Annotated in this window: 19 protein-coding genes; 8 read left to right on the forward strand and 11 right to left on the reverse strand. The window is 72.7% G+C overall.

The features are described 5' to 3' along the window. The first annotated feature begins 4 nt into the window (after window positions 1-4). Complete coding sequence (locus ACZ7LU_RS12150; protein ID WP_471916644.1) at window positions 5-2,290, forward strand: tetratricopeptide repeat protein; 2,286 nt, start codon at window positions 5-7, stop codon at window positions 2,288-2,290. On the opposite strand, the gene ACZ7LU_RS12155 is transcribed toward ACZ7LU_RS12150, so the two are convergent. Both ACZ7LU_RS12155 and ACZ7LU_RS12160 read right to left on the reverse strand, forming a co-directional pair. After that, the gene (locus ACZ7LU_RS12155; protein WP_471916645.1) at window positions 2,272-5,256 is read right to left on the reverse strand and encodes a helix-turn-helix transcriptional regulator; all 2,985 of its coding nucleotides are present in this window, start codon (window positions 5,254-5,256) and stop codon (window positions 2,272-2,274) included. The two genes, ACZ7LU_RS12150 and ACZ7LU_RS12155, sit on opposite strands and share 19 nt — an antisense overlap. 145 nt (window positions 5,257-5,401) lie before the next feature. Next, window positions 5,402-6,061: a GNAT family protein gene (locus ACZ7LU_RS12160; RefSeq protein ID WP_471916646.1), complete on the reverse strand. Its 660-nt coding sequence runs from the start codon at window positions 6,059-6,061 to the stop codon at window positions 5,402-5,404. An 82-nt stretch (window positions 6,062-6,143) separates the two neighbouring features. Here ACZ7LU_RS12160 and ACZ7LU_RS12165 point away from each other — a divergent pair, with 82 nt between their 5' ends. After that, window positions 6,144-6,359, forward strand: coding sequence for an EF-hand domain-containing protein (locus tag ACZ7LU_RS12165; RefSeq protein WP_468089552.1), 216 nt, complete (start codon window positions 6,144-6,146; stop codon window positions 6,357-6,359). A 73-nt stretch (window positions 6,360-6,432) separates the two neighbouring features. On the opposite strand, the gene ACZ7LU_RS12170 is transcribed toward ACZ7LU_RS12165, so the two are convergent. Beyond that, a complete protein-coding gene (locus ACZ7LU_RS12170; protein ID WP_471916647.1) occupies window positions 6,433-7,182 on the reverse strand; it encodes an ABC transporter ATP-binding protein in 750 nt (249 codons plus the stop codon). 38 nt (window positions 7,183-7,220) lie between these two features. Continuing rightward, window positions 7,221-8,930 (reverse strand): 2-isopropylmalate synthase, encoded by a 1,710-nt coding sequence (gene leuA / locus ACZ7LU_RS12175; RefSeq protein ID WP_471917062.1) that lies wholly within the window; start codon window positions 8,928-8,930, stop codon window positions 7,221-7,223. A gap of 296 nt (window positions 8,931-9,226) precedes the next feature. On the opposite strand from leuA, the gene ACZ7LU_RS12180 reads away from it, so the two are divergent. The 3 genes from ACZ7LU_RS12180 to ACZ7LU_RS12190 all read left to right on the forward strand — a co-directional run bounded on the left by ACZ7LU_RS12180 (window position 9,227) and on the right by ACZ7LU_RS12190 (window position 10,977). Then, window positions 9,227-9,916, forward strand: coding sequence for a FadR/GntR family transcriptional regulator (locus ACZ7LU_RS12180; RefSeq protein WP_398308946.1), 690 nt, complete (start codon window positions 9,227-9,229; stop codon window positions 9,914-9,916). Between the two features lie 88 nt (window positions 9,917-10,004). Then, window positions 10,005-10,211, forward strand: coding sequence for a hypothetical protein (locus ACZ7LU_RS12185; protein ID WP_468717995.1), 207 nt, complete (start codon window positions 10,005-10,007; stop codon window positions 10,209-10,211). A 106-nt stretch (window positions 10,212-10,317) separates the two neighbouring features. Continuing rightward, window positions 10,318-10,977: an NADPH-dependent F420 reductase gene (locus ACZ7LU_RS12190; RefSeq protein ID WP_398308952.1), complete on the forward strand. Its 660-nt coding sequence runs from the start codon at window positions 10,318-10,320 to the stop codon at window positions 10,975-10,977. Between the two features lie 32 nt (window positions 10,978-11,009). On the opposite strand, the gene ACZ7LU_RS12195 is transcribed toward ACZ7LU_RS12190, so the two are convergent. The 7 genes from ACZ7LU_RS12195 to ACZ7LU_RS12225 form a co-directional block, all read right to left on the reverse strand. Beyond that, window positions 11,010-11,564 (reverse strand): glycoside hydrolase family 25 protein, encoded by a 555-nt coding sequence (locus tag ACZ7LU_RS12195; protein WP_468089558.1) that lies wholly within the window; start codon window positions 11,562-11,564, stop codon window positions 11,010-11,012. Window positions 11,565-11,656: 92 nt separating this feature from the next. Continuing rightward, the gene (locus ACZ7LU_RS12200; RefSeq protein ID WP_471916648.1) at window positions 11,657-12,880 is read right to left on the reverse strand and encodes a YVTN family beta-propeller repeat protein; all 1,224 of its coding nucleotides are present in this window, start codon (window positions 12,878-12,880) and stop codon (window positions 11,657-11,659) included. Further along, a complete protein-coding gene (locus tag ACZ7LU_RS12205) occupies window positions 12,880-13,647 on the reverse strand; it encodes a polysaccharide deacetylase family protein (RefSeq protein WP_471916649.1) in 768 nt (255 codons plus the stop codon). The genes ACZ7LU_RS12200 and ACZ7LU_RS12205 overlap by 1 nt, the downstream gene beginning before the upstream one ends. 375 nt (window positions 13,648-14,022) lie before the next feature. Continuing rightward, complete coding sequence (locus tag ACZ7LU_RS12210) at window positions 14,023-14,526, reverse strand: ATP-binding protein (protein ID WP_398308964.1); 504 nt, start codon at window positions 14,524-14,526, stop codon at window positions 14,023-14,025. Window positions 14,527-14,800: 274 nt separating this feature from the next. Further along, window positions 14,801-15,568 (reverse strand): enoyl-CoA hydratase/isomerase family protein, encoded by a 768-nt coding sequence (locus tag ACZ7LU_RS12215; RefSeq protein ID WP_468337784.1) that lies wholly within the window; start codon window positions 15,566-15,568, stop codon window positions 14,801-14,803. A 90-nt stretch (window positions 15,569-15,658) separates the two neighbouring features. Further along, window positions 15,659-16,897 carry a L,D-transpeptidase gene (locus ACZ7LU_RS12220; RefSeq protein WP_398308970.1) on the reverse strand — a complete coding sequence of 413 codons (1,239 nt, stop codon included), beginning with the start codon at window positions 16,895-16,897 and terminating at the stop codon, window positions 15,659-15,661. 221 nt (window positions 16,898-17,118) lie between these two features. Further along, on the reverse strand, window positions 17,119-18,288 hold the full coding sequence (locus tag ACZ7LU_RS12225) for a L,D-transpeptidase (RefSeq protein WP_470985405.1): 1,170 nt from the start codon (window positions 18,286-18,288) through the stop codon (window positions 17,119-17,121). A 197-nt stretch (window positions 18,289-18,485) separates the two neighbouring features. On the opposite strand from ACZ7LU_RS12225, the gene glgX reads away from it, so the two are divergent. The 3 genes from glgX to ACZ7LU_RS12240 all read left to right on the forward strand — a co-directional run bounded on the left by glgX (window position 18,486) and on the right by ACZ7LU_RS12240 (window position 23,342). Beyond that, complete coding sequence (gene glgX, locus ACZ7LU_RS12230; RefSeq protein WP_471916650.1) at window positions 18,486-20,804, forward strand: glycogen debranching protein GlgX; 2,319 nt, start codon at window positions 18,486-18,488, stop codon at window positions 20,802-20,804. A gap of 70 nt (window positions 20,805-20,874) precedes the next feature. Then, the gene (locus ACZ7LU_RS12235; RefSeq protein WP_468313469.1) at window positions 20,875-21,828 is read left to right on the forward strand and encodes a LysR family transcriptional regulator; all 954 of its coding nucleotides are present in this window, start codon (window positions 20,875-20,877) and stop codon (window positions 21,826-21,828) included. 152 nt (window positions 21,829-21,980) lie between these two features. Continuing rightward, entirely contained in the window at window positions 21,981-23,342 is a 1,362-nt protein-coding gene (locus tag ACZ7LU_RS12240; protein ID WP_471916651.1) for a carbohydrate-binding protein, read from the forward strand. Window positions 23,343-23,398 lie beyond the last annotated feature (56 nt).

A 23,398-nucleotide genomic window follows, 5' to 3' on the forward strand; every position in this document is an offset into this window, starting at 1 on the left:
ACACATGGGCCCGCTGGACGCGACCAGGAACCGCTCCGTCTCCCGGGGAGCCCCGGCACCCGCCCGCCCCCGCCGCGAGATCCTGGCCGACATCCGCCGGCTCGACGCCGAGCCGTACGGCAGAGCGCGCGACGCCCGCGCCGAGGCGCTCGCAGAGGAAGCGGAAGCCACCGGCGACCGGCCGCTGCTCGTGGCGGCCCTGTCTCTCCTCGTCCACTCGTACAGCTTCGGCGGCGCGTGCGACCGGACGGCCGCGCCGTTCACGCGGCTGCTGCGGATGTACGACGAGGGCCCGGCGGACTTCGGCGAGGACGACGTCCACCGGTTGCACTGGATGTTCAAGTGGGTGGTGACCGACGCGCGGCAGCGGCCCGACGTGCCGCTCGCCGAGGTCGAGGGATGGCTCGACCGGATGCGGCACCGCTACCGCACCGCCGGGTACTCCGAACGGCCGGTGCACGGCGCCGAGTTCAGGCTCGCCCGGCACCTGGGCGACACGGCGCGCGCCACCCGCGCGTACGCGGCGTGGACCGCGGCCGCACGCGACGCCATGGCCGACTGTCTCGCCTGCGAGTACGCCACGGAGGGCCTCCGGCAGCTGGACCGCGGCGACGACCGGGCGGCTCTGGAGTGCTGGGAACCCGTCCTGGGCGGCACGCACAGCTGTCACCGCGAGCCGCACGAGACCCTCGCCCGGTCGCTGCTCCCCCTGGTGCGCGTCGGCCGCACGGACCAGGCGCGCGCCCACCATCTGCGCGGCTATCGGATGGTGCGCTCCGACGAGGCGTGCGGTCCCGTCGTCGGCCTGCACGTGGAGTTCTGCGCTCTCACCGGCAACGAGCCGCGCGGCCTGCGCATCCTCGCCGAGCAGAGCCGGCGCTGGGCGGAGACGGGCGATCCGTCGGCCCACGTGGAGTGGCTGGTGGGCGCCGCCCTGCTGCTGCGCCGCCTGGTGGAGCTCGGCCAGGGCGACCGGCCGGTGCCGGGGCCGCTCGGCGGCACGTGGACCGCGGCGTCCCTCCTCGACCACGCCCGGGACACGGCTCTGGACCTCGCGGACCGCTTCGACCGGCGCAACGGCACCACGGCGGTCTCCGAACGCGCACGGTCCCGCATGGCCGCCCGCCCCCTGCTCGACGCCGCTCTACCGCTCGGACTGCGGCCGAAGGACCCCCCGAGCGGGCTCCCGCCCGCGGCCTCTGAGAGCGCTCTTCCCGGGTCCCCGCACTCCGGACGCCTGGCCCCGCGCGACCGGGCCCGTCTCTGTCTCACCCTCGCGCAGAACCTGCCGCACCCCGATGACGGAGCCGGAACCGGGCTCGGCGCGCAGGCGGAACGGCTCCTGATCGACGCCGCGCACTTCGCCGACCTGGCCGGGGAGAGCACCCGCATCGGTGCGCAGGCCCGGCTGCGGCTCGGCGGGCTCTACTGCGAGGCGGGCCGCCACGAGGAGGCGGCGGCCGTTCTGGAAGCGGTGCTGCCCGACCTCGGCGACGGCCACGCCACGCACGACCGTACGCAGGCCCACACCTGGCTCGCCCGCAGCTATCTCGGCACCGGCGAACACCGCCTGGCCGGCGAGCAGTTCATCCTCGCCGCCGACTCCGCGCGGGACGGGTCCGACGGGCACCACGAGGCGTCCCTGGCCCAGCAGGCCGCACAGGCGCTGGGCCGGGCCGGTCTGCGCGCGGAGGCCGGGCGGGCCTACCGGCGCGCCGAGGAGCTGTGGCGCTCCCTCGGGGAGCACGGCGCCCTGGTGCGCGCGATGCGGGCCCGCGCCTGGGAGACGCTGGCCGCACAGGGCCCCGCCGAGGCCGAGGCCGTCATGACCGAGGCCCTGGAGACCAACCGGCACTGCGCGGAGCAGGCGGACCAGGACCCGGAGCGCACCGAACTGCTCGTCGAACTCGGCCGCACCCACGCACAGTTGGGTCGCCTCGCCCTGGAGCACGCCGACGGACCGCCGCTCGCAGGCCAGGGAGCTCCCGAGCGGTACGCCGCCAACGTACGCGCCTTCGAAACGGCCCTCGGCCATGCGGAACTGGCGGTCGAGGCGCTGCGCGCCTGCGGCGGGCCAGGACTCGCCGACCTGCACCCTACCGAACTCCTCGCCGCTCGCCTGGAGTTCGTGCTCGGCAGGCAGGGAGCGGCGGCGGACCGCGCCCAGCGCGTGAGCGCCGCCGTACGCGAACGCCCCGACCCCGACGGCACGCTGGCCACCCTCGCGCAGGAGTGCGACCTGCTGGCCGGTGCGGGCGGCGGCCCGGTCCCCTACCCGCGCGAGAACTGAGCGCGGCCGCCGGAGCCACGGGCCACCAGGGAGGCCAGGGCCGCGCGTGAGGCCACGCCCGTCTTGCGGTAGATGCGGCCGACGTGGCTCTCGACGGTGCGCGTGCTGAGGCAGAGCCTGGCGGCGACGGCCTGGTTGGTGAGCCCCTCGGCGACCAGCGCGGAGATCTCCCGCTCGCGCGGGGTCAGGGCGGCGAACGGTTCGGACGGCGCGGGGTGCGGCGTGGGGGCCGCCGGGGGCTGGGGCGCCTTCGGTGACTGCGTGGTCCTCAGCGCCTGGGGGGCCTCCGGAGACGGTGAGTTCCTCGGTGGCCGGGGGGCGTCAGGCAGACCCGGGGCCCGCCCGCAGACCGGCCGTACGCAAGCGGGCCGCTGCCCCGCGAGCTCCGCCCCGTCGAGGAGCAGCAGCGCGCCGCCCTCCTCCGCGAGGCGCCGCCCCCGGCGTGCCATCGCGGCGGCCCGGGACCCTTCGCCCGCCGCCGCCACGAAGGGCGCGCCGAGCAGCAGGCTCCGCGCCTCGGCGAGCGCCGCCCCGGCCCGCGCGCTCTCCCGCGCCGCCTCGGTGAACGCCCGTGCCGCGGCGTCCTGTTCACCGCGCCGGGCCGCGACGAGCCCGGCGCTCCGCAGCGCGGCGCCCCGCTGGACGGGCAGGCCGAGGCGGTCCGCCTCCTGGAGCGCGCGTGCCGCCCAGCGCTCCGCGTCGGCGGCGTCTCCCGTGTCCAGCGCCGAAATGACGAGCAGTTCGAGGAAGGCGGGGCGGATGGAGGGCTGGAGGCGGGGCAGGTCGCGGCCGCCGCCGGCGTCCAGCAGGACGTCCCGCACGCGGTACGGGTCGCCCGCGCCCAGCGCGGCGTACGCGAGCAGGCACCGGGACACCGTCGCCGACCAGCCGTCCACCGTGCCCACCGTGGCGGCCGCCTCCTCGGCCGCGGCCAGCACCTCCGGGTCGCCCGCCGGGCGCGTCTGCATGAGGATCAGGGCGCGGAGGGCGCGGCCGAAGCCGAGGAGTTCGGTGCCGCCGAGGGCCCGGGCGACCGCCACGGACTCGTCGGCCCACTCCAGCGCCTCGGTCACCCGGCCCGCCGTGCAGCGGACGTACGCCCCGCAGAGCAGCAGCTGCGCCAGCGCGAAGGGGAGTCCGGTGCGCCGGGCGATGTCGACGCCGCGTTCCGCGTGGCGCAGCGCGGCGGCGCAGTCGTCGAGGAACACCTCGCTCCAGGCGAGCCGCACCAGCGACTCGCACCGTCCGGCGAGGTCGGCGTCGGTGGTCACGTCGGCGATGGCGGCGGCCTCGGCGGCGTGGTGGCGGGCCGTCGCGGTGTTCCCCTCGTACACCTCCCCGAGCGCGGCCACCGTGAGGGCCTCCACGGCGCCGAGTTCGTCGCCGCGCGCCCGGGCGTCGGCGAGGGTCCTCGTGAGCTCGTCGCGCACTTCGGGGTAGCGGGTGGCGAACAGGGCGCTGATGCCCCACTCGACGACGAGGCCGGTGCGCTGGGCCGGCGGGGGTCCTGGACGCCGGTCCAGTTCGCGCCGGAGGAGCGCGCCTGCCGCCGCGTACCGCCCCAGGTGGCGCTCCATGAAGGCGCACTGCACCACGGCGGCCGCGCGCAGCGCGTCCGTGGCCTCGGACGTACGCCGTGCGTCCTGTGCCGCGGCCGTACGCAGCGGGTCCCCGGCCGAAGGGTCCGGGCCGCACATGCCGACCAGCCGGTGCAGCAGGTCCCTGCTGTCTTTCACCGCGCCGGTCATGCCGAGCGCGGTCGCGCGCCTGAGCGTCAACTCTCGGCGCATGTCCAGGTGTTCGGTGCCGTCGGGCAGGACGCGCAGGACGGCTCCGAGGAGCTGGGCGCAGGCCGCGGGGGCGGTGGCGGCCGCCTTCTCCGCGGCCTCCGTCAGGACCGCGGCCGCCTCGGGGTCCCAGCCGGTGAGGGACTGTTCGATGTGGTGGGCGCGGTCGGCGAGGGGCGCGCCGGCCCGGGTGAGTTCGGCGGCGGCCGCGCGGTGCAGCTCGTGGCGCCGCCAGGGGTCGACGGTCTCCCGCGTCCGGGCCCGCAGGAGCGGGTGGCGGAACACGAGGCGGCATCCGTCGGGGTGCGGTCTGAGCAGGTCGCGTCGTAACAGCCGGCTCAGGGCCGCGACGAGTTCGGGGCGGTCGGTGCCGGTGACGGCGCCGACGAGGTCCGTGGTCGCGTGGTCGCCGAGCACCGCGACGGCCTCGGCGGCGGCACGTTCCAGCGGGGCCAGCGCGGCCAGTTCGTCGAGCGGCAGCGGGGCGGGGCGCCCTCGGAGGAGGGCGAGGAAGTACAGGGGGTTGCCTTCGCTCGCCGCGTACATCTCCTGGACCCGCTCGCGCGGCAGACCGGCGGCAGCGGTGAGCCCCTCGGTCAGCTCCCGCATGCCGAGCGGGCCGAGGGCGATCCGCAACACGGCGCCGGTGTCGAGCCCACGGGTGAGCGCGGCGCCGAGCGCGGCGGGCGACTGCCGCTCGCGCCGGGCGACGGCGAGCAGGAAGGGGGCGCGGACGGGGTGGCGTACGAGATGGTCGAGGAGTTCGAGGGACGCCTCGTCCGCCCAGTGCATGTCGTCGAGGACGACGACGAGCCCGGGCCCGGTCAGTCCGCCGAGGGCCTCGGCGGTGGCCCGGCACAGGCCGAAGAGGTCCCCGCCGTCCGCGTCCAGGGGCTCGTCGCCCCGCACGGCCGCGGGCAGTCCCGCCAGCGAGGGGAACGCCCGCAGGGCCCGCGGGTCGAGTTCGGCGAAGGCATCGGTGAAGGGCCGCAGGGGGCGTGTCCGCGCCCGCTCCGACGCCCGCCCCCGCAGCACGGTCACGCCCCGGGCGCGGGCCCGCGCCGCGAACTCGATCAGCAGCCTGCTCTTGCCGATCCCCGGCTCCCCCACCACATCGACGACCGCGCCCTTGCTGTCCAGAAGCGCTTCGAGGCGGCCCAGGTCAGGGGCCCTGCCCACGAACTTCTCCACCACGTCCCCCTCACGGGGACACACGGCCCCCTCGGTGACGTTCTACCTCACCCGTCCCGCGCAGGACGCGGACACGGATCTCAGTTCGTGAACAAGAAACGAGCAAAGGTCTCATTTCGAGAACGACGGCGGCTCACCCCGCGAAGAACAGCGCCTCCGATCCCACAGGCCGGTACCCCGCCGCCTGGAAGGCCCGCACGCTCCGGGCGTTGCCCGGTGTCTGCTGTGCCCACACCACGTCCCCTTCCGGTACGAGATGCCGGGCCGCACCCGCGAGGGCGCGGCCGAGCCCCCGGTGGCGTGCGCCCTCCTCGACCTCGACCGCCGTCTCCCACCGCCCCGCGACGCCCCGCCCGATGACCAGCACACCGCCGGCCGCGGCCGACCACACCCGCACGTCGTCGCGGCGCTTGCGGGCCCGGGCGACACGGGGGTGGTCCCGGTCGTCGAGCTCGCGCAGCCCCAGGCGCGGGTCGGGGGCGCCGGGCAGGGCGGCGGCGACGGTCAGCAGGTCGATGGTGTCCGTCAGGCGTCCCGTGCGGTCGAGGAGAGCGCTGTGGAACCGGGCGCTCATGGTGACGGCCAGCGGGTCGCAGTCGAGCGAGGCGAGTGTGTCCCGCACCCACCGCGGGTCCTCGTCCGTGAAGACGACGGAGTGCGCCGTGAAGGCGATCACGCCCGCGTCGCGGTGGCCCGGCTGCGGCACGACGGTGACGGTGCCGTCCGGTGGCGGGAAGCTGCCGCGGGCCGCCGCGTCGAGGATGTCCCCGAGGGCGTCGGAAGCGCTGGCCATGAAGGTACTCCTTGTCATCCGGTCCCAGGGGCGGCCGTTACCCTGACCCCCGTCAGTAGTGCACCAAGAAGGGGTGGATCCGGTGGCGGACATCGAGGAAGCGCGCAAGACGTTCGAGCAGTTCGACGCGGACGGCGACGGCTTCATAACGGCGGCCGAGTGGAAGAGCGCCATGGCCAAGATGGGCGACTTCTACGTGACCGAGACGGTGGCCGAGGCCGTGATCGGCACGAAGGACACCAACGCGGACAAGCGTCTCTCGTTCGACGAGTTCTGGGCGAGCCTGAACAAGCAGTAGAGCCCGAAGAAGCAGGGCAGCGGAGGGGGCCCGGCGCATCTGATGCGCCGGGCCCCCTCACGTCCTCCCGTCCTCAGCGGCGCGTGCGCACGCTCCAGCGGCCGTCCGTGCGCTCCAGCCGCACCGGATGGTCGAAGCACTTGCCGACCTGGTCGCTCGTGAGTACGTCGTCGACTGTGCCGGAGGCGAGCGCGCGCCCGTCGCGCAGGAGCAGCGCGTGCGTCGTCCCGGCGGGCAGCTCCTCCAGGTGGTGCGTGACCAGCACGGTCGCCAGTTCCGGGTGGGCCTCGCGCAGGGTGTCCAGGCTGCCGAGGAGACGCTCGCGCCCGGCGAGGTCGAGGCCCGTGGCCGGCTCGTCGAGCAGGACGAGGCGGGGCCTCGGCATCAGGGAGCGCGCGATCAGCGTGCGGCCGCGCTCCCCCTGGGACAGCGTGGGCCAGCGCGCGTCCGCACGGTGGGCGAGACCCAGCAGCTCGATCAGGTGGTCGGCCTGTTCCTCCTGCTCCGGTGTGGGGCGGCGGCGGGGCACGGGCTCGATGCTGTTGGTGAGCCCGGTCAGGACGACGTCGCGCACCGGCAGCGGTGAGCGCAGCGGGTGGCGCGGGTTCACATGACCGACGTACGCCCGCAGCTCGCGCAGGTCGACGCTGCCGAGGCGGCGGCCGAGCACCTCGACCGTGCCGTGCGTGGGGTGGGTGACGGCGCCGCAGAGACTGAGCAGGGTCGACTTGCCCGCGCCGTTGGGGCCGAGCAGCGCCCAGTGCTCGCCGGGGCGGACGGTGAGGCCGACCCCGTCGAGGATGGGCCGCCCTTCACGGACCACGGTGACGTGATCCGCACACAGGACAGGAACCGGTGCGGTCACCGCGCCGCCCCCGCCCGGTTCACGGCGGCGAGCACGGCCTGCACGGAAGCGGTCAGGACCGACGTGTCCAGGCCCGCGCCCCAGCACTCGACGCCCCCGATCCGGCACCGCACATACGCGACGGCCTCGCTGCCCCCGCCCTCCGTGACGGCGTGCTCGGCGTAGTCGAGGATGCCGACGGTGATCCCGGCGGCGGCCAGCGCGTCGACGAAGGCGGACAGCGGACCGTTGCCCACGCCCTCGAAGTCACCGGCCCGATCCCCCACTTGGAGGGTGCAGACGAAACGGTGCGCGCCGTCCGGTGCCCGGTCGGTGGTCCACGAGCTCAGCGCCACCTCGCCGTCGAGGCCCGGCGCGACATAGGTCGCGCGGAACAGCTCGTACAGCTCCTTCGCCGTCGCCTCCTGCCCGCTGTCGTCGGTGGCCTCCTGCACGACGCGCGAGAAGTCGGGCCGCATGGCCTGCGGCAGGTCGAGGCCGTGCCGGGTCTGCAGCAGATACGCCATGCCGCCCTTCCCCGACTGGGAGTTGACGCGGATGACGGCCTCGTAGGTGCGGCCGATGTCGGCGGGGTCGATGGGCAGATACGGGACGTCCCACGGCGCCTCGCGCTCCGGCACGCCCAACTCGGCGGCCCGCCGGGCGTGTTCGGCGAACCCCTTGCTGATGGCGTCCTGGTGGGTGCCGGAGAACGCGGTGTGCACGAGGTCGCCCGCGTAGGGGTGGCGGGGGTGCACGGGCAGCCGGTTGCAGTGCTCGACGACGTCGCGGACGGCGTCGATGTCGGAGAAGTCGACCATGGGGTCGACGCCCTGGGCGTAGAGGTTCAGGGCGAGGGTGACCAGGTCGACGTTGCCGGTCCGCTCCCCGTTGCCGAAGAGGCAGCCCTCGACGCGCTGGGCCCCGGCGAGGACGGCGAGCTCGGCGCAGGCGACGCCGGTGCCGCGGTCGTTGTGCGGGTGGACGGAGAGGATGACGGAGTCGCGGCGCGCCAGGTGCCGGTGCATGTACTCGATCTGGTCGGCGTACACGTTCGGGGTCGCGATCTCCACGGTCGCCGGCAGGTTGTGCGTGACAGGCCGGTCGGGGCTCGCGTCCCACAGCTCGGTGAGGCCGTCGCAGACCTCGAGGACGAAATCGGGCTCGGTGAGGTTGAAGGTCTCCGGCGCGAACTGGAAGCGGATGTCGGCGTGCGGCCGCGCGTCGGCGAGCCGCGCCATGTGCGCGGCGGCCTCCTTCACGACGCCGTACACCTCGTCGCGCGACCGCCCGAGGACGACGTCGCGCCAGACGGGCGAGGTGGGGATGTACAGGTGCACGACGGCGCGCGGCAGCCCCTCGATCGACTCGAAGGTGCGGTCGATCAGCTCGGGCCTGGCGGGCGTGAACACGACGACGGTCACGTCGTCGGGCAGCTCGCCACCGCCGCGCGCGCTCAGCTCGGCGAGGTGCCGGACGAACTCGAAGTCCGTCCTGCTGGCCGACGGGTAGCCGACCTCGATCTCCTTGAACCCCATCGACACCAGCAGGTCGAAGAAGCGCCGTTTGCGGTCGGTGTCCATGGGCTCGGCGAGCGCCTGGTTCCCGTCCCGCAGGTCGACGGGCACCCACAGCGGCGCCCGCTCGATCCGGGCACTCGGCCAGCTCCGCTCCAGGGCGGGGACGTCGACGCGCCGCTGGTGGGGCCGGTAGCGGTGGTGCGGCATGGGACTGGGGCGCTGCGGATTCCAGTCGTACGTGGGGTGGGTGCCGTACGCGGAGTGGGTGGCGTACGTGGGCGTGGTCACGGAGTCTGCTCCTGGGCTCGGTCGTGGGAAGACCGGCAGCACGGCACCCCGCGGCGGGGTGCCGGTCGCTTCAGGCCCCGCCGCGGCAGCCGAGAAGAAGGAGCCCGCGGAAGATCACGGCGCTACACTAGCCACACGTCAGCTCCTCAGACAAGTACTCCTCAGACAAGTACCTGTCCCGGTCTCCCGGCCCGCAGAAAGGCACCCGGCCCCCCATGCCGCTCGGCTCCGTACGCCCCAGCCCCCTCGTAGAGCAGGCCGCCGCCCGGCTGCGCGCACAGATCACCGGCGGCGCCTGGCCCGTCGGCACCAGGCTCCCCGGCGAGACGACCCTCGCGAAGGAGCTGGGCGTGGGCCGCTCCACCCTCCGCGAGGCCCTGCGCGCCCTCGCCGGCGCCGGTCTCGTACAGCCGCGCCAGGGCGCCGGAGTCTTCGTGATCGCGACGGAACCGGTCGCGGACTGGCCCACCCGGCTGCGGCGTGCGGCGGTCACGGACGTGTACGAGGTGCGGATGCTGATGGAGGTGCAGGCGGCCAGGATCGCGGCGCTGCGCCGCACCGACGAGGACATCGCGGCGATGTCGGCCGCGCTCGCCGGCCGCAAGGCGGCGGCCGCCGCGGCCGACCCGGAGTTCGTGGACGCCGACATCGCCCTGCACGCGGCGGTCGTGGCGGCGGCGCACAACCCCGTCCTGACGGACCTCTTCGCGGAGTTCACCCCCGCACTCCGCCAGGGCCTGATCGACTTGCTCGAACTCACCGACGTACGGGCCGAGGAGCAGAACCACGGCGAAGCCGCGCACGCGGCGCTCGTCCGCGCGGTCGAGTCGGGGGACGCCGATGGGGCGGCCCTGGTGGCCGAGCAGGAACTCCAGTCGACACTCGACCTGCTGCGCGCCGGCTAGAGGCCGTCCGCCGCTCACGGAAACCGATCCGGCCGGCCGCCGTGGATCGCCCCGCGTGACCCGCGACCACGGAGATCGTTGGCAGGCCATGACCAACACCAAGCGCGTACTAGCCGCGGTCGCCCTCACCGGCGCCGCCCTGTCCTTCTCCGGCGCCGCCCAGGCGCAGGAGTCCAACCCTTCCTCTCCCGTACCGGTCGGCGACGTGACCAATGACGGGGCCGACGTCGTCGCCGGCCTCGTCCCTGTCGTCGAGAAGCAGACGCAGGACGTGCTCCGCGCTCTCGGCAGGTAGCAGCAGGGGGGGCGGCGCGGTCGGGAAATCGTGGCGGCGGGCGGAATACCCCGGCCTATCCGGAGGTTACCTCCGTTACGACAGTGGATCTCCGGAAGGCGCAGTCATGAAGATCGGCATCATCGGCGCGGGCAACATCGGCGGCAACCTCACCCGCCGCCTCACCGCCCTCGGCCACGACGTCTCCGTCGCGAACTCCCGCGGCCCGCACACCCTGACCGCTCTCGCCGACGAGACCGGGGCCAAGCCCGTCACCGTCGAGGAGGCCGCGCTCGGCGCGGAGGTCGTCGTCGTGACGGTCCCGCTCAAGGCCGTGCCCGATCTGCCCGCCGGCTTCCTCGACGGCGCGGCCGAGCACGTGGCCGTCATCGACACCGGCAACTACTACCCGCAGCAGCGGGACGGGAAGATCGCCGAGATCGAGGACGGCCTCACCGAGAGCCGCTGGACGGAGCGGCAGATCGGCCACCCCGTCATCAAGGCGTTCAACGGCACGTACGCCCAGGACATCCTCGACAAGCCCCTGCCGAAGGGCGCGCCCGGCCGGGTCGCGCTGCCGGTGTCCGGCGACGACGAGGCCGCCAAGAAGGTCGTACGCGACCTCATCGACGAACTCGGCTTCGACACCGTCGACAACGGCGGCCAGGACGAGTCGTGGCGCCAGCAGCCCGGAACTCCCGTGTACGGCAACACCGGTGGCGTGGACGAGATCCGCAAGGCCCTGGACGCGGCGTCGCCGGAGCGCGGGGCGGACTGGCGCGCCTAGGGCCTGCCTTTACCTGGAGTCGTGGCCTGCCCCTACTGGGGCATGGCCCACTCGCGCAGCTCGTCCTCGGTGTCGAAGGCGGCCACGTTCTTGTCTATCGGCGACGACGTGTACTGGTGGATCTTCCACTTCGCCTGGATGCGGGGCTTGCCCGCCCTCACGTAGTCGGCTATCCACAGGCCGTCGCCCGCGTAGGACGTGGTGTCGTGGTTCAGCCAGAAGTCGCGGTTGCAGTAGAGAAGCACCCGGTGGTCCGGGCGGAGCCGCTTCACCTCGCGGATGAAGCGGTCCTTCTCCCCGTTGGTCGCACGCGTGCGGTCGCCCGTCCACTCCCAGTCCGCCGCCAGCAAATCCCCTGCTTCCTCAGGGGCCTTGCTCACGAAATACTCCGCCTGGGCCTTGATGTTCCCCGGCCACAGGAAGTGGTAGTAGCCGACGACGCAGCCGGCGTCGCGGGCGCGCTTCGTCTGGGCGGAGAGCTTCGGATTGACGTACGAACGGCCCTCTGTCGCCTTTATGATGACGAAGGAGAGGCCGTCCGTACTGAAGGTCGTCTGGTGCGAGCTGACATCGATGCCACGGATCACGGGCGCCTCCAGGCGGTGGGGGGAAGGCAGATTTCCGAACTGCCCGTTTGGTGCCCGTTGTCGGCTACGGCCAACCGTCAACCATCAATCGTTCAACGGAAGATCCCCGTGTGCCCGAGCGAGTACCGGCCGGGCTGCGGGTAGACCGCGAGCCCGTGCGGGCCGTCGCCGACCGGGATGCGGGCCACCTGGACTCCGGTGCGGGTGTCGATGGCGTACACCTCGGAGTCGTAACGCCCGGACAGCCAGAGGGTGTTGCCGTCCGCTGAGACGCCGCCCATGTCGGGGCTGCCGCCGTCCGGGAGCTTCCACTTCTTGGTGAGCCTGTTCTTCGGGAAGTCGAAGACGGAGACCGTGCCCTCGCCCCGGTTGGAGATGTACATCTCCTTGGAGTCGCGGCTGACGTACAGGCCGTGGCAGCCCTTGCCGGTGCGCAGCAGCTTCGGTGTCGTGAACTTCTTGCCGTCCAGGACCCACATGCCGTGCGCCATCATGTCGGCGATGTAGAAGGTCTTGCCGTCGGGGGACATCTTCACGTCCTGCGGCATGGCGCCCTTGAAGGGGATCTTCTGCTGGCCGACGATCTTCATCTTCTCCGTGTCGACCTTGAGGAGTTCGCCGGAGAACTCGCAGGACACGATGAAGTAGCGGCCGTCCATGGAGAAGTCTGCGTGGTTGACGCCGGCGCAGGTGACGGGGACGGTCTTGACGCGTTTCATGGTCTCGGGGTCGCGGAAGACGAGTTCGCGGTCCATGGAGGCCATGACGACGGCGTACTTGCCGTTCGGCGTGAAGTAGAGGTTGTAGGGGTCCGAGACCTCGACCGTGCGGCCCGTCTTGCCCGTCACCGGGTCGATGGCGGTGAGGGTGTCGCCGAGGTCGTTGTTGACCCAGAGCGTCTTCATGTCCCAGGAGGGGACGACGTGCTGCGGCTGGTTGCCGACCTCGATGGTCTCGATGACCTCGTACTTCTTGGGGTCGATGACCGACACCGTGTTGGACTCGGTGTTCGGCACGTAGACGTGGTCCAGGAACTTCTTGGCGACGGGCTGGAGGGCGTTCGGCCGGTCCGCGGCGTAGGCGTCCTTGGGGTCGAGGACCGGGGGCATGCCGGGCAGCCCGGGGGCGGCCTTGAGCTTCGCGGGCTTGCGGACGCCGTCGGTACCGATGGCTTCGTCCGACCGCTTGTCGCTGCCGCAGCCCGCGAGGGCGGCGAACACGGCGCCGGCGGCGAGCACGGCCGCGGTGCGCTTGGTCAGGTTCAGCTTCTTGTGGGGCGTCGCGTGCCTCTGGGGCGTCGCGTTCTTGTGGGGCATCAGGTCAGCAGCTCCGTGGTCGTGACCGCGCGCAGGCCGCGGCGTTCCAGTTCTTTCAGGACGGCGGGCAGCGCGGCGACCGTGTCCGCGTACCCGAAGTGCAGGCTCACGACGGATCCCGCACGGACCTCCCCGGCGATCGCGCGGGTGACGGCCGGGGCGCCCGGCGACGTGAAGTCGAGGGAGTCGACGTCGTACGACAGGACGTGCGGGTAGCCCGCGCGGCGGGCGAGACGCTCCACGAGGGGGGTCGCCGTGCGGGTGCGCGAGGGGCGGAACCAGGTGCCGATGGAGCCGGTGAGGCGGCGCAGCCGGTCCGCGCAGCCGGTGATCTCGGCATAGGCGTCGGCCTCGGACATGGCGTTGATGTCCAGGTGGCGGAGGGTGTGGTTGCCCAGGTCGTGGCCGCCGTCGAGGATGCGGCGGGCCAGGCCGGGGTGCTCGTCGAGCCAGCTGCCGACGGCCAGCACGGTGACCTTGGCGCCGGCCTCCTCCGCCTGGCCGAGCAGCGTCTTCGCGATGGCGGGGTCGCCCTGACCGTGGAAGGTGAGGGCGACCCGGGGGCGGGTGCGGGGGCCGTGGGTGATCTGCGCGGGCAGGCCGGGGAGGCGGCGGGGTGCGGGCGCGGCGGCCGGGGCGGGGCGGGCCGGGCGGGGGGTGTCGGCTGCGGGCGGGCGGTCGGGCGCGGCGCACCCGGCGGTGAGCGCGCCCACGGCGGCCAGGCGGGTGCCCGCGCGCAGGACGCTGCGGCGGTCGGTCTCGATCACGCGACCATTTAATGGGGAAAGCGGGGAAAAGATGCTGATTGGCCGCTTTGGGGCTGTTACGGGTCGGGGGTCCGCCGCCCGGCCGCACTTCCCCGGGCCTTGCGTATCGCCTGTCACAGCGTCCGCTTAACCAGCGTTTACCAGGCAGGTGTCCCATCTCACCAAGGATTCACCTCTAAACTGTCATGGTTTGCCCCGATAAGTGACGGTAAGGGCTTTTGGCTCACTGGCGCCCATCTGCCATAGTCGGAGACACGACCCCCATTGACCCGGGCTCAGGTCGTCATCAGCGGTCGTGGATCCCACCCCATACATCCACGGCCCTTCACGAAGGCCCCCAGCACGCCGACCACGGCCACCGGGGGCTTTCGCGTATCAGCGGTCGGCGGCCCGCATCTCGAACCACGTCGTCTTGCCGCGCGGCAGCAGATCCACGCCCCACCGGTCGGAGAGCTTGTCGACGAGGAAGAGGCCGCGGCCGCTCAGGTCCATCTCATGCACGGGCAGCAGACAGGGCAGCCCGCGCGAGGGGTCGCGGACCTCGACGCGGATCCAGCCGCGCCGCCGCTGCATGCGGAGACCGAAGACGCGGGCGCCGGTATGCCGCACGGCGTTCCCGACGAGTTCCGAGACGAGGAGGACGACGTCCTCGGTGAGCTTCGGGGAGAGCCCCCAGTGGCGCAGGACGACGACCTGGGCGAGACGGCGCGCGATGGCGGCGGACTCCGGGCGCGACGGCAGCGGGACCTCCGCATCCGTCGGATTACCGAACAACTCGAGCGCTTTCAGCGCGTGTTCGTCCTCTACCGCCGGCGACCAGCGTGCCGCGGTCGCACTGCCCTGCCGCCGCGGCCGTTCGTCACCCTCCAGCCCCGCCATGCCCCCCATCATGGCCGCCCAGAGCGCTCCGCGGGGCCGTTCCGGCGGAATAAGCCCCCCGGAACCATCCATTCCGGGGGGACCGATTGTCATATGCCAGTGGCAGTTAAGTGGCTGCGAATCCACTGTGACCTGCGATGACTTCCCGCTTACGCATGATCACTTACCGCTTCGGGGTGTTCGCGGTTAAGGCTCCGTTAAGCCGTCCATAATCCGCTCCTTCGAGGGACCCCGCCGCTGACGTACGTTCAACTGAACGATGACGAGGCCGAGTTCAGACGAACTTGGCCTTGCCAGGGCCCTCCTCGACGAAGCTCCGCATGCCCCGCTCGCGGTCCTCGGTGGCGAATAGGGCCGCGAACCACGTGCGTTCGATGGCCAGGCCGGTGTCGATGTCGGTCTGCAGGCCCGCGTCGATGGACTCCTTGGCGGCGCGCAGCGCGATGGCCGGGCCCTGCGCGAGGCGCGCGGCCCAGGCGTGCGCCTGCTCGTACACCTCGGCGGCGGGTACGACGCGGTCCACCAGGCCGATGGTGAGCGCCTCCTCCGCCTTCACGTGGCGGCCGGTGAAGATGAGGTCCTTGGCCTTGGACGGGCCGACCAGGCGGGACAGGCGCTGGGTGCCGCCCGCGCCGGGGATGAGGCCGAGGAGGATCTCCGGCTGGCCGAGCTTCGCGTTGTCGGCGGCGATGCGGAAGTCGGCGCAGAGTGCCAGCTCGCAGCCGCCGCCCAGCGCGTAGCCGGTGACGGCGGCGACGACGGGCTTGGGGATGCGGGCCACGGCGGTGAAGGAGTCCTGGAGGGCGCCGGAGCGCACGACCATGGCCGCGTGGTCCATGGCCTGCATCTCCTTGATGTCCGCGCCCGCCGCGAAGACCTTCTCGCCGCCGTAGATCACCACGGCGCGTACGTCGTCGCGCCGCGTGGCCTCCTCGGCGAGCTCCTTGAGGCGGTCCTGGGTGGCGATGTCCAGGGCGTTCATCGGGGGGCGGTCGAGCCGGATCGTGCCGACGCCTTCGGCGACTTCGAGGTGTGCAGTCATGACAGGCACGTTAGCGGGGGTTAACGCCGAGGGGCCCGGTGCACTTGGTCACAGTGCGCCGGGCCCTCGTGTTCAGCGGGAGCGGGGGGCCTAGGCCTTCCACTTCTCCCAGGACATGTTCCAGCCGTTGTAGCCGTTCTCCGGCTGGATCTTCTTGTCGGCGGAGTTCTTCACGACGACGACGTCGCCGATCATCGAGTTCTCGAAGAACCAGCCGGCGGGTGTCTTCTTGCTGTAGCCGCCGCGCACGTCGCTCAGGCCTATGCAGCCGTGGCTGGCGTTGGTGTTGCCGAAGACGCCGCCCGCCCAGTAGTTGCCGTGGATGAACGTGCCGGAGGTCGACAGGCGCATGGCGTGCGGGACGTCCTTGATGTCGTACTCGCCGCCGAAGCCGACGGTCTCGCCGTTCATCCGGGTCACCTTGAGCTTCTCGCTGATGACCATTTCGCCGTTGTACGTGGTGGTGCCGGGGGCGCCCGCGGTGATCGGGATCTTCTTGATCTGCTTGCCGTCGCGGACGACCTTCATCTGGTGCGTCTTGGCGTCGACGGTGGAGACCTGGCTGCGGCCGATGGTGAAGCTCAGCGTCTTGGCCTGCTTGCCGTAGACGCCCGGGCGGCCCTCGACGCCGTCGAGGTTGAGCTTGACGGTGACCTTCGTGCCGGGCTTCCAGTATTTCTCCGGGCGGAAGTCGAGACGGTCGTTGCCGAACCAGTGGCCCTCGACCGGCACGGACGGCTCGGTCTTGATCTCGATGGCCTTCTCGACGGCCTCCGGGTCGGTGATGCCCCGCGTGAAGTTGACCGAGAACGGCATTCCGACGCCGACCTTCGAGCCGTCCTCCGGAGTGAACTGGCCGATGAAGGTGTTCTTCGGGGTCAGCGTCGTGAAGGAGGTGTCCTTGGCGGAGGCGCGGCCCTCGGAGTCCTTCGCCACGGCGTGGACCTTGTACTTCGTGGCGGCCGCGAGGTGGTGCGCGGGCGTCCAGCTGGTGCCGCCCCCGGTTATCTTGCCCGGCACCGGATTGCCCTTGCTGTCCTCGACCTCGACCTCGGACAGCTTGCCCTTTTCGGCGCCTATCTTCAGGGCACCGCTGGTGGCGACCGCCTTCGCACCGTTCTTCGGGGCTATCGTCACGACGGCCGCCGAGGGGGCGTTCTTGTCCGCCTCGTCCTTGCCGTCGCCGCCCGAGTCCGAGCCGCCCCCGCCGCATGCCGCGACGAACAGCAGTGCCGCCCCCGACACCACCGCCGTCAGTCCCCTGGCGCCCCGCCGCCGCGCGCGCAGCCGCGCGCCAACCGACGTCCCCGATATCGGTCGCCCGTTCAAGATGTCGTCTCCCCTCGCACGGCCTGGATCCAGGCCCGCACCCCAGTGCACCTGCGCGTTTCAGACACGCGCCAGCGATAGATAACCACACGGTTCCGGGCGATGACTCCCCGCCAATGTCACCGTTCCGTTCCAACTGCCCGTGGGGTGCGGGCGGTCCATGATCACCTGGTGGTCGTCCGCCGGTCACCCGGCGGTCACCTGGGCGACCGGCCGGGGGATCAGCTGTTCTTCACCCAGTCCTTCCACTCCATGTTCCAGCCACCGAGGCCGTTGTCGGGAGCGACTTTCTTGTCATCGCTGTTGACCACCTCGACGACGTCACCGATGAGGGTCCGGTCGAAGAACCAGCCGGCGGGGGTGCTGGAGCTGCCGCCCTTCACGTCGCGCAGGCCGACGCAGCCGTGGCTCACGTTCGTGTTGCCGGGGGCGTCCGGCGCCCAGTAGTTGCCGTGCAGGAAGGTGCCGGAGGTCGTCAGACGGATGGCGTGCGGCACGTCGGGGATGTCGTACTCGCCGCCGAAGCCGACGGTGCGGCTGTTCATGCGGGTCACCTCCAGCATCTCCGTCACCACCATCTTTCCGTTGTACGTGGTGGTCTTGGGGGCGCCCGCGGTGATCGGCACGGTGGAGAGCAGCTCGCCGTCGCGGCGTACCTCCATGGTGTGTTCGCGGGCGTCGACGAGGGACACCTGGTGGCGGCCGACCGTGAAGGTGAAGGTCTTGTCCTGGAGGCCGTAGACGCCGGGGGCGGCCTCGACGTCCCGCAGGTGCAGGCCGACGGTGACCTTGGTGCCGGGCTTCCAGTACTTCTCGGGGCGGAAGTCCACGCGGGTCTTGCCGAACCAGTGCGGGCGGATCTCGACGGCCGGCCGCGCGGTGACGTGGATGGCGCGCTGGACGGCCGCGCGGTTCTCGATCTCCCGGTTGAACTCCAGGGAGACGATCATTCCGGTGCCGACGGTGGAGCGGTTCTCCGGCGCGACGTATCCGGTGAAGCGCTCGTCGGGGACGTACGTCCTGAAGGTGGTGTGCCGGGCGGAGCGGCGGCCGTGGCCGTCCAGGGCGACGGCGTCGACCTGGTACGTGGCGGCGAGCGCGAGCGGGCCGTCGTCGAGGGGGCGCCAGGTCATGCCGTCCTCGTCGATGCGGCCCGGCACGTCGAACTTCTGCGCGTCCTGCGTCCGGACCACCTTCACCGACTCCAGGCGGCCGCTGGGCACCGTGACCTCGATGCGTTCGTCCGGCTTGATCCCCTTGCTGTTGTCGCCCGGTGACACCCGGATCGCGTCCGCGGGCGAGCGCGGCTTCCCCATGAATCCGTCGGCTCCCCCGGTGGCGCAGCCCGTCGCCCCGGCCAGCAGGCCCGCCCATGTCAGTACCGCGGCCAGCACGGCCCCTGCGCGCCGTGCGCGCCTCGCATCCTGTCTCACGTGGGTCCCAACGACCGTCCCCCTGCCGGGGAAACGTGAGTGCGACGCGCACGGTGGGCAGAACCATGGAAGGGACGACGCGGGGGGAGCCGCGGCCGGGACGCCGCACGCCCTTCTTCGCGCGTCGACCGACGGAGCCGCCGGGAGGCCGACAGGTGTCGAGCGCAGCCGAGCAAGAGGCAGTGCAGGAGGCAGTGCGGGCGGGGCGGGCGACGGGGCGCGGCACGACCGGGCGGCCCGCCCCCTCGGTGAACGGGAGCAGCCGGGCGACGCCGCGTGCCGCACCCACACGGCCGGTGTGGCCGGGGGCGCCGACGCCGCTCGGGGCCCGCTTCCGGGTCGGCCCCGACGGGGTCGCGGGCACCAACTTCGCGCTGTGGGCGGGCGGGGCGGAGGCGGTGGAGCTGTGTCTGTTCGACTCGGAGGGCGGCAGGGCCGTCGAGACGCGCTGCCCGCTGACCGAGCTGACGCACGAGATCTGGCACGGTTTCGTGCCGGGCGTACGCCCCGGTCAGCGGTACGGGTACCGCGTGCACGGCCGCTGGGACCCCTGGACGGGCGCCCGCTGGAACCCGGCGAAGCTGCTTCTCGATCCGTACGCGCGTGCGGTGGACGGCGGCCCGGGCAACGACTACGGCCGGCTGCCCGCCGAGGTGTACGGGCATGTGCGGGACTGGCCCCAGCAGCATGTGGCGGACACGGTCCGCGACGACAGGGACTCGGCGCCGTACGTCCCGAAGGGGGTGGTCGTGCACGACGACGCGCCGGACGACGAGTGGGCGGACGACCGGCGCCCGAAGACGCCGTGGGCGGACTCGGTCATCTATGAACTGCACGTGCGCGGCTTCACGAAGCTGCACCCGGGGGTTCCGCAGGAGCTGCGGGGTACGTACGCGGGCCTCGCGCACCCCGCCGCGCTCGACCATCTCGTACGTCTCGGGGTGACGGCCGTCGAGCTCCTTCCGGTGCACCAGTTCGCGCACGAGGACCATCTGCTGCGGCGGGGCCTTCGCAACTACTGGGGCTACAACTCGATCGGCTACTTCGCCCCGCACGCGGCGTACGCGGCGTCGGGGACGACGGGTCAGCAGGTCGGCGAGTTCAAGCGGATGGTGCGGGCGCTGCACGAGGCCGGGATCGAGGTGATCCTGGACGTGGTCTACAACCACACGGCGGAGGCGGGCGAGCTCGGTCCGATGCTGTCCCTGAAGGGCATCGACAACCGCGGCTACTACCGGCTGCAGCCGGGCGACGCGCGGCGGTACGCGGACTACACGGGCTGCGGGAACACGCTGCAGGTCGTCCAGCCGCACGTGCTGCGCCTCATCACGGACTCGCTGCGGTACTGGGTGACGGAGATGGGCGTGGACGGCTTCCGCTTCGATCTGGCGGCGGCGCTCGCGCGCTCCTTCCACGACGTCGACATGCTGTCGCCGTTCCTCGCGGTGATCGCGCAGGATCCGGTGCTCCGGCGCGTGAAGCTGATCGCCGAGCCGTGGGACGTGGGCTCGGGCGGCTATCAGGTGGGGGCGTTCCCCCCGCTGTGGACGGAGTGGAACGACCGCTACCGGGGCGCGGTGCGGGACTTCTGGCGGGGCGCGCTGCCGGACGTACGCGATCTGGGGTACCGGCTATCGGGGTCGAGCGATCTGTACGCGTGGGGCGGGCGCAGGCCGTACGCGTCGGTGAACTTCGTGACGGCGCACGACGGTTTCACGCTGCGGGACCTCGTGACGTACGAGAGGAAGCACAACGAGGCCAACGGCGAGGGGAACCGGGACGGCTCCGACGACAACCGCTCCTGGAACTGCGGCACCGAGGGCGAGACGGACGACGCGGACATCACGGCGCTGCGGCGGCGCCAGCTGCGCAACCTGATGACGACGCTGCTCCTTTCGACCGGGGTGCCGATGCTGGTCGCGGGGGACGAGATGGGGCGTACGCAGCGCGGCTCGAACAACGCGTACTGCCAGGACAACGAGGTCAGCTGGGTCGACTGGGGGCTGAGGGAGGAGCCGGGGTGGCGGGAGCTGTGCGCGCTGACGGCGCGCCTGATCGAGTTGCGGCTGCGCCATCCGGTGCTGCGGCGCAGGTCGTTCTTCTCGGGGCGCGCCCACTCGGCGGACGGGCTGCGGGACCTGGCGTGGTTCACGGCGGGCGGCACGGAGATGACGGAGGCCGACTGGTACGCGCCGACGGCGACGCTCGGCATGTATCTGTCGGGGCGCGACATCCCCGGCCGCGACGCCCGGGGCGCGCCGGTCGTCGACGACAGTTTCCTCGCGGTCCTGCACGCGGCGCAGGAGCCGGCGCCCTTCGTGCTGCCGGGGCCGCCGTGGGCCGAGGCGTACGAGGTCGTGGTGGACACGTCCCTGGAGGACCAGGCCGCCGCGCCCGGGACCGTGCACCGGGCGGGGGACGCGATGACGGTGGCGGAGCGGTCGGTGGTGCTCCTGAGGGTGTCCGACAGCTGACGGGCACATGGTCAGTTCTGGTCCGTACCTGAGTATTGCCCCGGCCCACGGGGGACCCCAAGCTCGGCTTATGGACCTGGAGTTGCGGCACCTGAAGACGATCCGGGCGATCGCCGACGCGGGCAGCCTGACCAAGGCCGCCACCGCGCTGGGGCTCGCGCAGCCCGCTCTGAGCGCGCAGCTGAAGCGGATCGAGCGCGCCCTCGGCGGTGAGCTCTTCGAGAGGGGGCGGCACGGGGTGCGGGCCACCGCGCTCGGCGAGTTCGTGCTGGCGCGGGCCCGGGTGGTGCTGCCCGCGGTGACCGGGCTGCGGGAGGAGGCGCAGCGGTTCGCGCGGGACTGGGAGGGCGGGGCGGGGTTCCGGCTCGGCGGCATCCACGGGCCGCTGCTCGGCGCGCTGGTGGACCGGCTCGCCGCCGCGTATCCGGGGGTGCGGGTGACCACCCACACCTCCTGGTCGGAGCGCGAGATCGCGTCGCGCACGGCGGCAGGACGACTCGACTTCGCGCTGGTCGGCACGTGCGGGGCGAGCGCCCCGCCACAGAGCGACCTCCTTGTGTGGCGCGAGGTGGCCCGCGACCCGGTCTTCGTCATGCTGCCGACCGGCCACCCGCTGGCCGGCCACCAGGAGATCGACCTGGCGCGGCTCGCCGACGAGGCGTGGACGGACGTGCCGGGCGACGGCTGTTTCGCGGACTGCTTCTCCGCGGCGTGCGCGCGGGCGGGGTTCACGCCGTCGCGGGTGTACGAGACGGATGTCGCGTCCTGCGTCCATCTGGTGCAGGTGGGGCGGGCGGTGGGGCTGTGCCGGGCGACGTTCCCGCCCACCCCGGGGCTGGTGACGAGGCCGCTGTCGGGGGCGCCGCTGTACTGGCGCCATCTGCTCGGCTGGCACCCCGCGGCCCCGGCCCACGACACGGCGGCGGCGGTGTTCGCCCTGGCCCGCGCGGCCCACGCGGAGGCCGCCGCCCGCAGCGACAGCTACACGGCGTGGCTCGCGGCCCCTTCGCCGCCGCAGCAGTGACGCGCCGAGCCGCTGCCGCCGAGGCCAGGGCCGTCCGTGCCGCTTCCATAACGTCGGGTACGGGGGTCGAGTGACAGCTATTGGCGGGCTGTTGAGGCTTCTACGGTGTGGGCGATCCCCGCTCATCCCTCGCACACCGAGGAGTCCCCCGCATGCTCCCCACCCCTCACAGACGTCTCGCCGCCGCCTGTGCCGCGGTCACCGCGGCCGGTGCGCTCGTCTTCGCCGGCCTGCCCGGCGCCGCGGCCGCCTCCCCCGCCGCCCCCACGCTCTCCCCCGCCGAGAGCGCCGCCGTCGACAAGACCTCTCCCGGAGTCTTGAAGGCCATGCAGCGCGACCTCGGCCTCACGTCGGCGCAGGCCGAAGCCCGTCTGGTCAACGAGGCCGAGGCCGGCGCCGACGCGGGACGTCTGCGGAACGCGCTCGGCCGTGACTTCGCGGGCGCCTGGGTGCACGGCGCCACCTCCGCGAAGCTCACCGTGGCCACCACGGACGCCGCCGACGTCCCCGTGATCGAGGCCCGGGGCGCGCAGGCCCGCGTCGTCGAGCACTCGCTGGCCCAACTGGACGCGGCGAAGGCCAGGCTGGACCGCGCGGCGAAGAAGGTCGCGACGCGCGACGCCCCCGTCTGGTACGTCGACGTGCGGTCCAACGCCGTCGTGGTGGGTGCCGTGAAGACCCGTGCCGCGAAGGCCCTCGTCTCCGCCGCGGACGTCGACCCCTCCCTCGTACGCACGACGAGGACGGCGGAGCGGCCGCGGCCGCTGTACGACCTCGTGGGCGGCGACCCGTACTACATGGGCGGCCGCTGCTCCATCGGCTTCTCCATCACCAAGGGCACCCAGCAGGGCTTCGCCACGGCGGGCCACTGCGGGCGCGCGGGCACGGCGACCACCGGCTACAACCGGGTGGCCCAGGGCACGTTCCAGGCGTCCATCTTCCCCGGCAGGGACATGGCCTGGGTCGCCACGAACGCCCAGTGGACCGCCACCCCGTACGTGAAGGGCCAAGGCGGCCAGCGGGTCGGCGTCGGGGGCTCCACACAGTCCCCGGTGGGTGCGTCGATCTGCCGGTCCGGCTCCACTACGGGGTGGCACTGCGGCACGATCTCGCAGCACAACACCAGTGTCACCTACCCCGAGGGCACCATCAGCGGTGTGACCAGGACGACGGTCTGCGCGGAGCCCGGCGACTCGGGCGGCTCCTACATATCGGGAAGCCAGGCGCAGGGGGTCACTTCGGGCGGCTCGGGCAACTGCCGCAGCGGCGGCACGACGTACCACCAGCCGATCAACCCGCTGCTGCAGCAGTTCGGCCTGACGCTGAAGACCACCGGCGGCGGCGACCCGGGCCCGGGCGACCCCGAGCCGGGCGGCACGTGGGCCGCGGGCAAGGTGTACGCGGCGGGTGACACGGTCACCTACGGCGGGTCGACGTACCGCTGCCTCCAGCCGCACCAGGCCCAGCCCGGCTGGGAGCCGCCGAACACCCCGGCGCTCTGGCAGCAGGCGTAGGCCCCTGCTCCACAGAGGATGCCGCCGGGCCCTGAGGGGTTCGGCGGCATCGGTGC

This window comes from Streptomyces sp. NPDC039462 (genome assembly GCF_055639375.1).

Bases quoted from the DNA above. Each gene is read 5' to 3' on its own strand.
- ACZ7LU_RS12200 (WP_471916648.1), bottom strand. From the start codon at position 12,880: ATGCCCCACAAGAACGCGACGCCCCAGAGGCACGCGACGCCCCACAAG.
- ACZ7LU_RS12235 (WP_468313469.1), top strand. From the start codon at position 20,875: ATGGACCTGGAGTTGCGGCACCTGAAGACGATCCGGGCGATCGCCGAC.
- ACZ7LU_RS12210 (WP_398308964.1), bottom strand. From the start codon at position 14,526: ATGGCGGGGCTGGAGGGTGACGAACGGCCGCGGCGGCAGGGCAGTGCG.
- ACZ7LU_RS12240 (WP_471916651.1), top strand. From the start codon at position 21,981: ATGCTCCCCACCCCTCACAGACGTCTCGCCGCCGCCTGTGCCGCGGTC.
- ACZ7LU_RS12150 (WP_471916644.1), top strand. From the start codon at position 5: ATGGGCCCGCTGGACGCGACCAGGAACCGCTCCGTCTCCCGGGGAGCC.
- leuA (WP_471917062.1), bottom strand. From the start codon at position 8,930: ATGCCGCACCACCGCTACCGGCCCCACCAGCGGCGCGTCGACGTCCCC.
- ACZ7LU_RS12160 (WP_471916646.1), bottom strand. From the start codon at position 6,061: ATGGCCAGCGCTTCCGACGCCCTCGGGGACATCCTCGACGCGGCGGCC.
- ACZ7LU_RS12190 (WP_398308952.1), top strand. From the start codon at position 10,318: ATGAAGATCGGCATCATCGGCGCGGGCAACATCGGCGGCAACCTCACC.
- ACZ7LU_RS12215 (WP_468337784.1), bottom strand. From the start codon at position 15,568: ATGACTGCACACCTCGAAGTCGCCGAAGGCGTCGGCACGATCCGGCTC.
- ACZ7LU_RS12185 (WP_468717995.1), top strand. From the start codon at position 10,005: ATGACCAACACCAAGCGCGTACTAGCCGCGGTCGCCCTCACCGGCGCC.
- ACZ7LU_RS12180 (WP_398308946.1), top strand. From the start codon at position 9,227: ATGCCGCTCGGCTCCGTACGCCCCAGCCCCCTCGTAGAGCAGGCCGCC.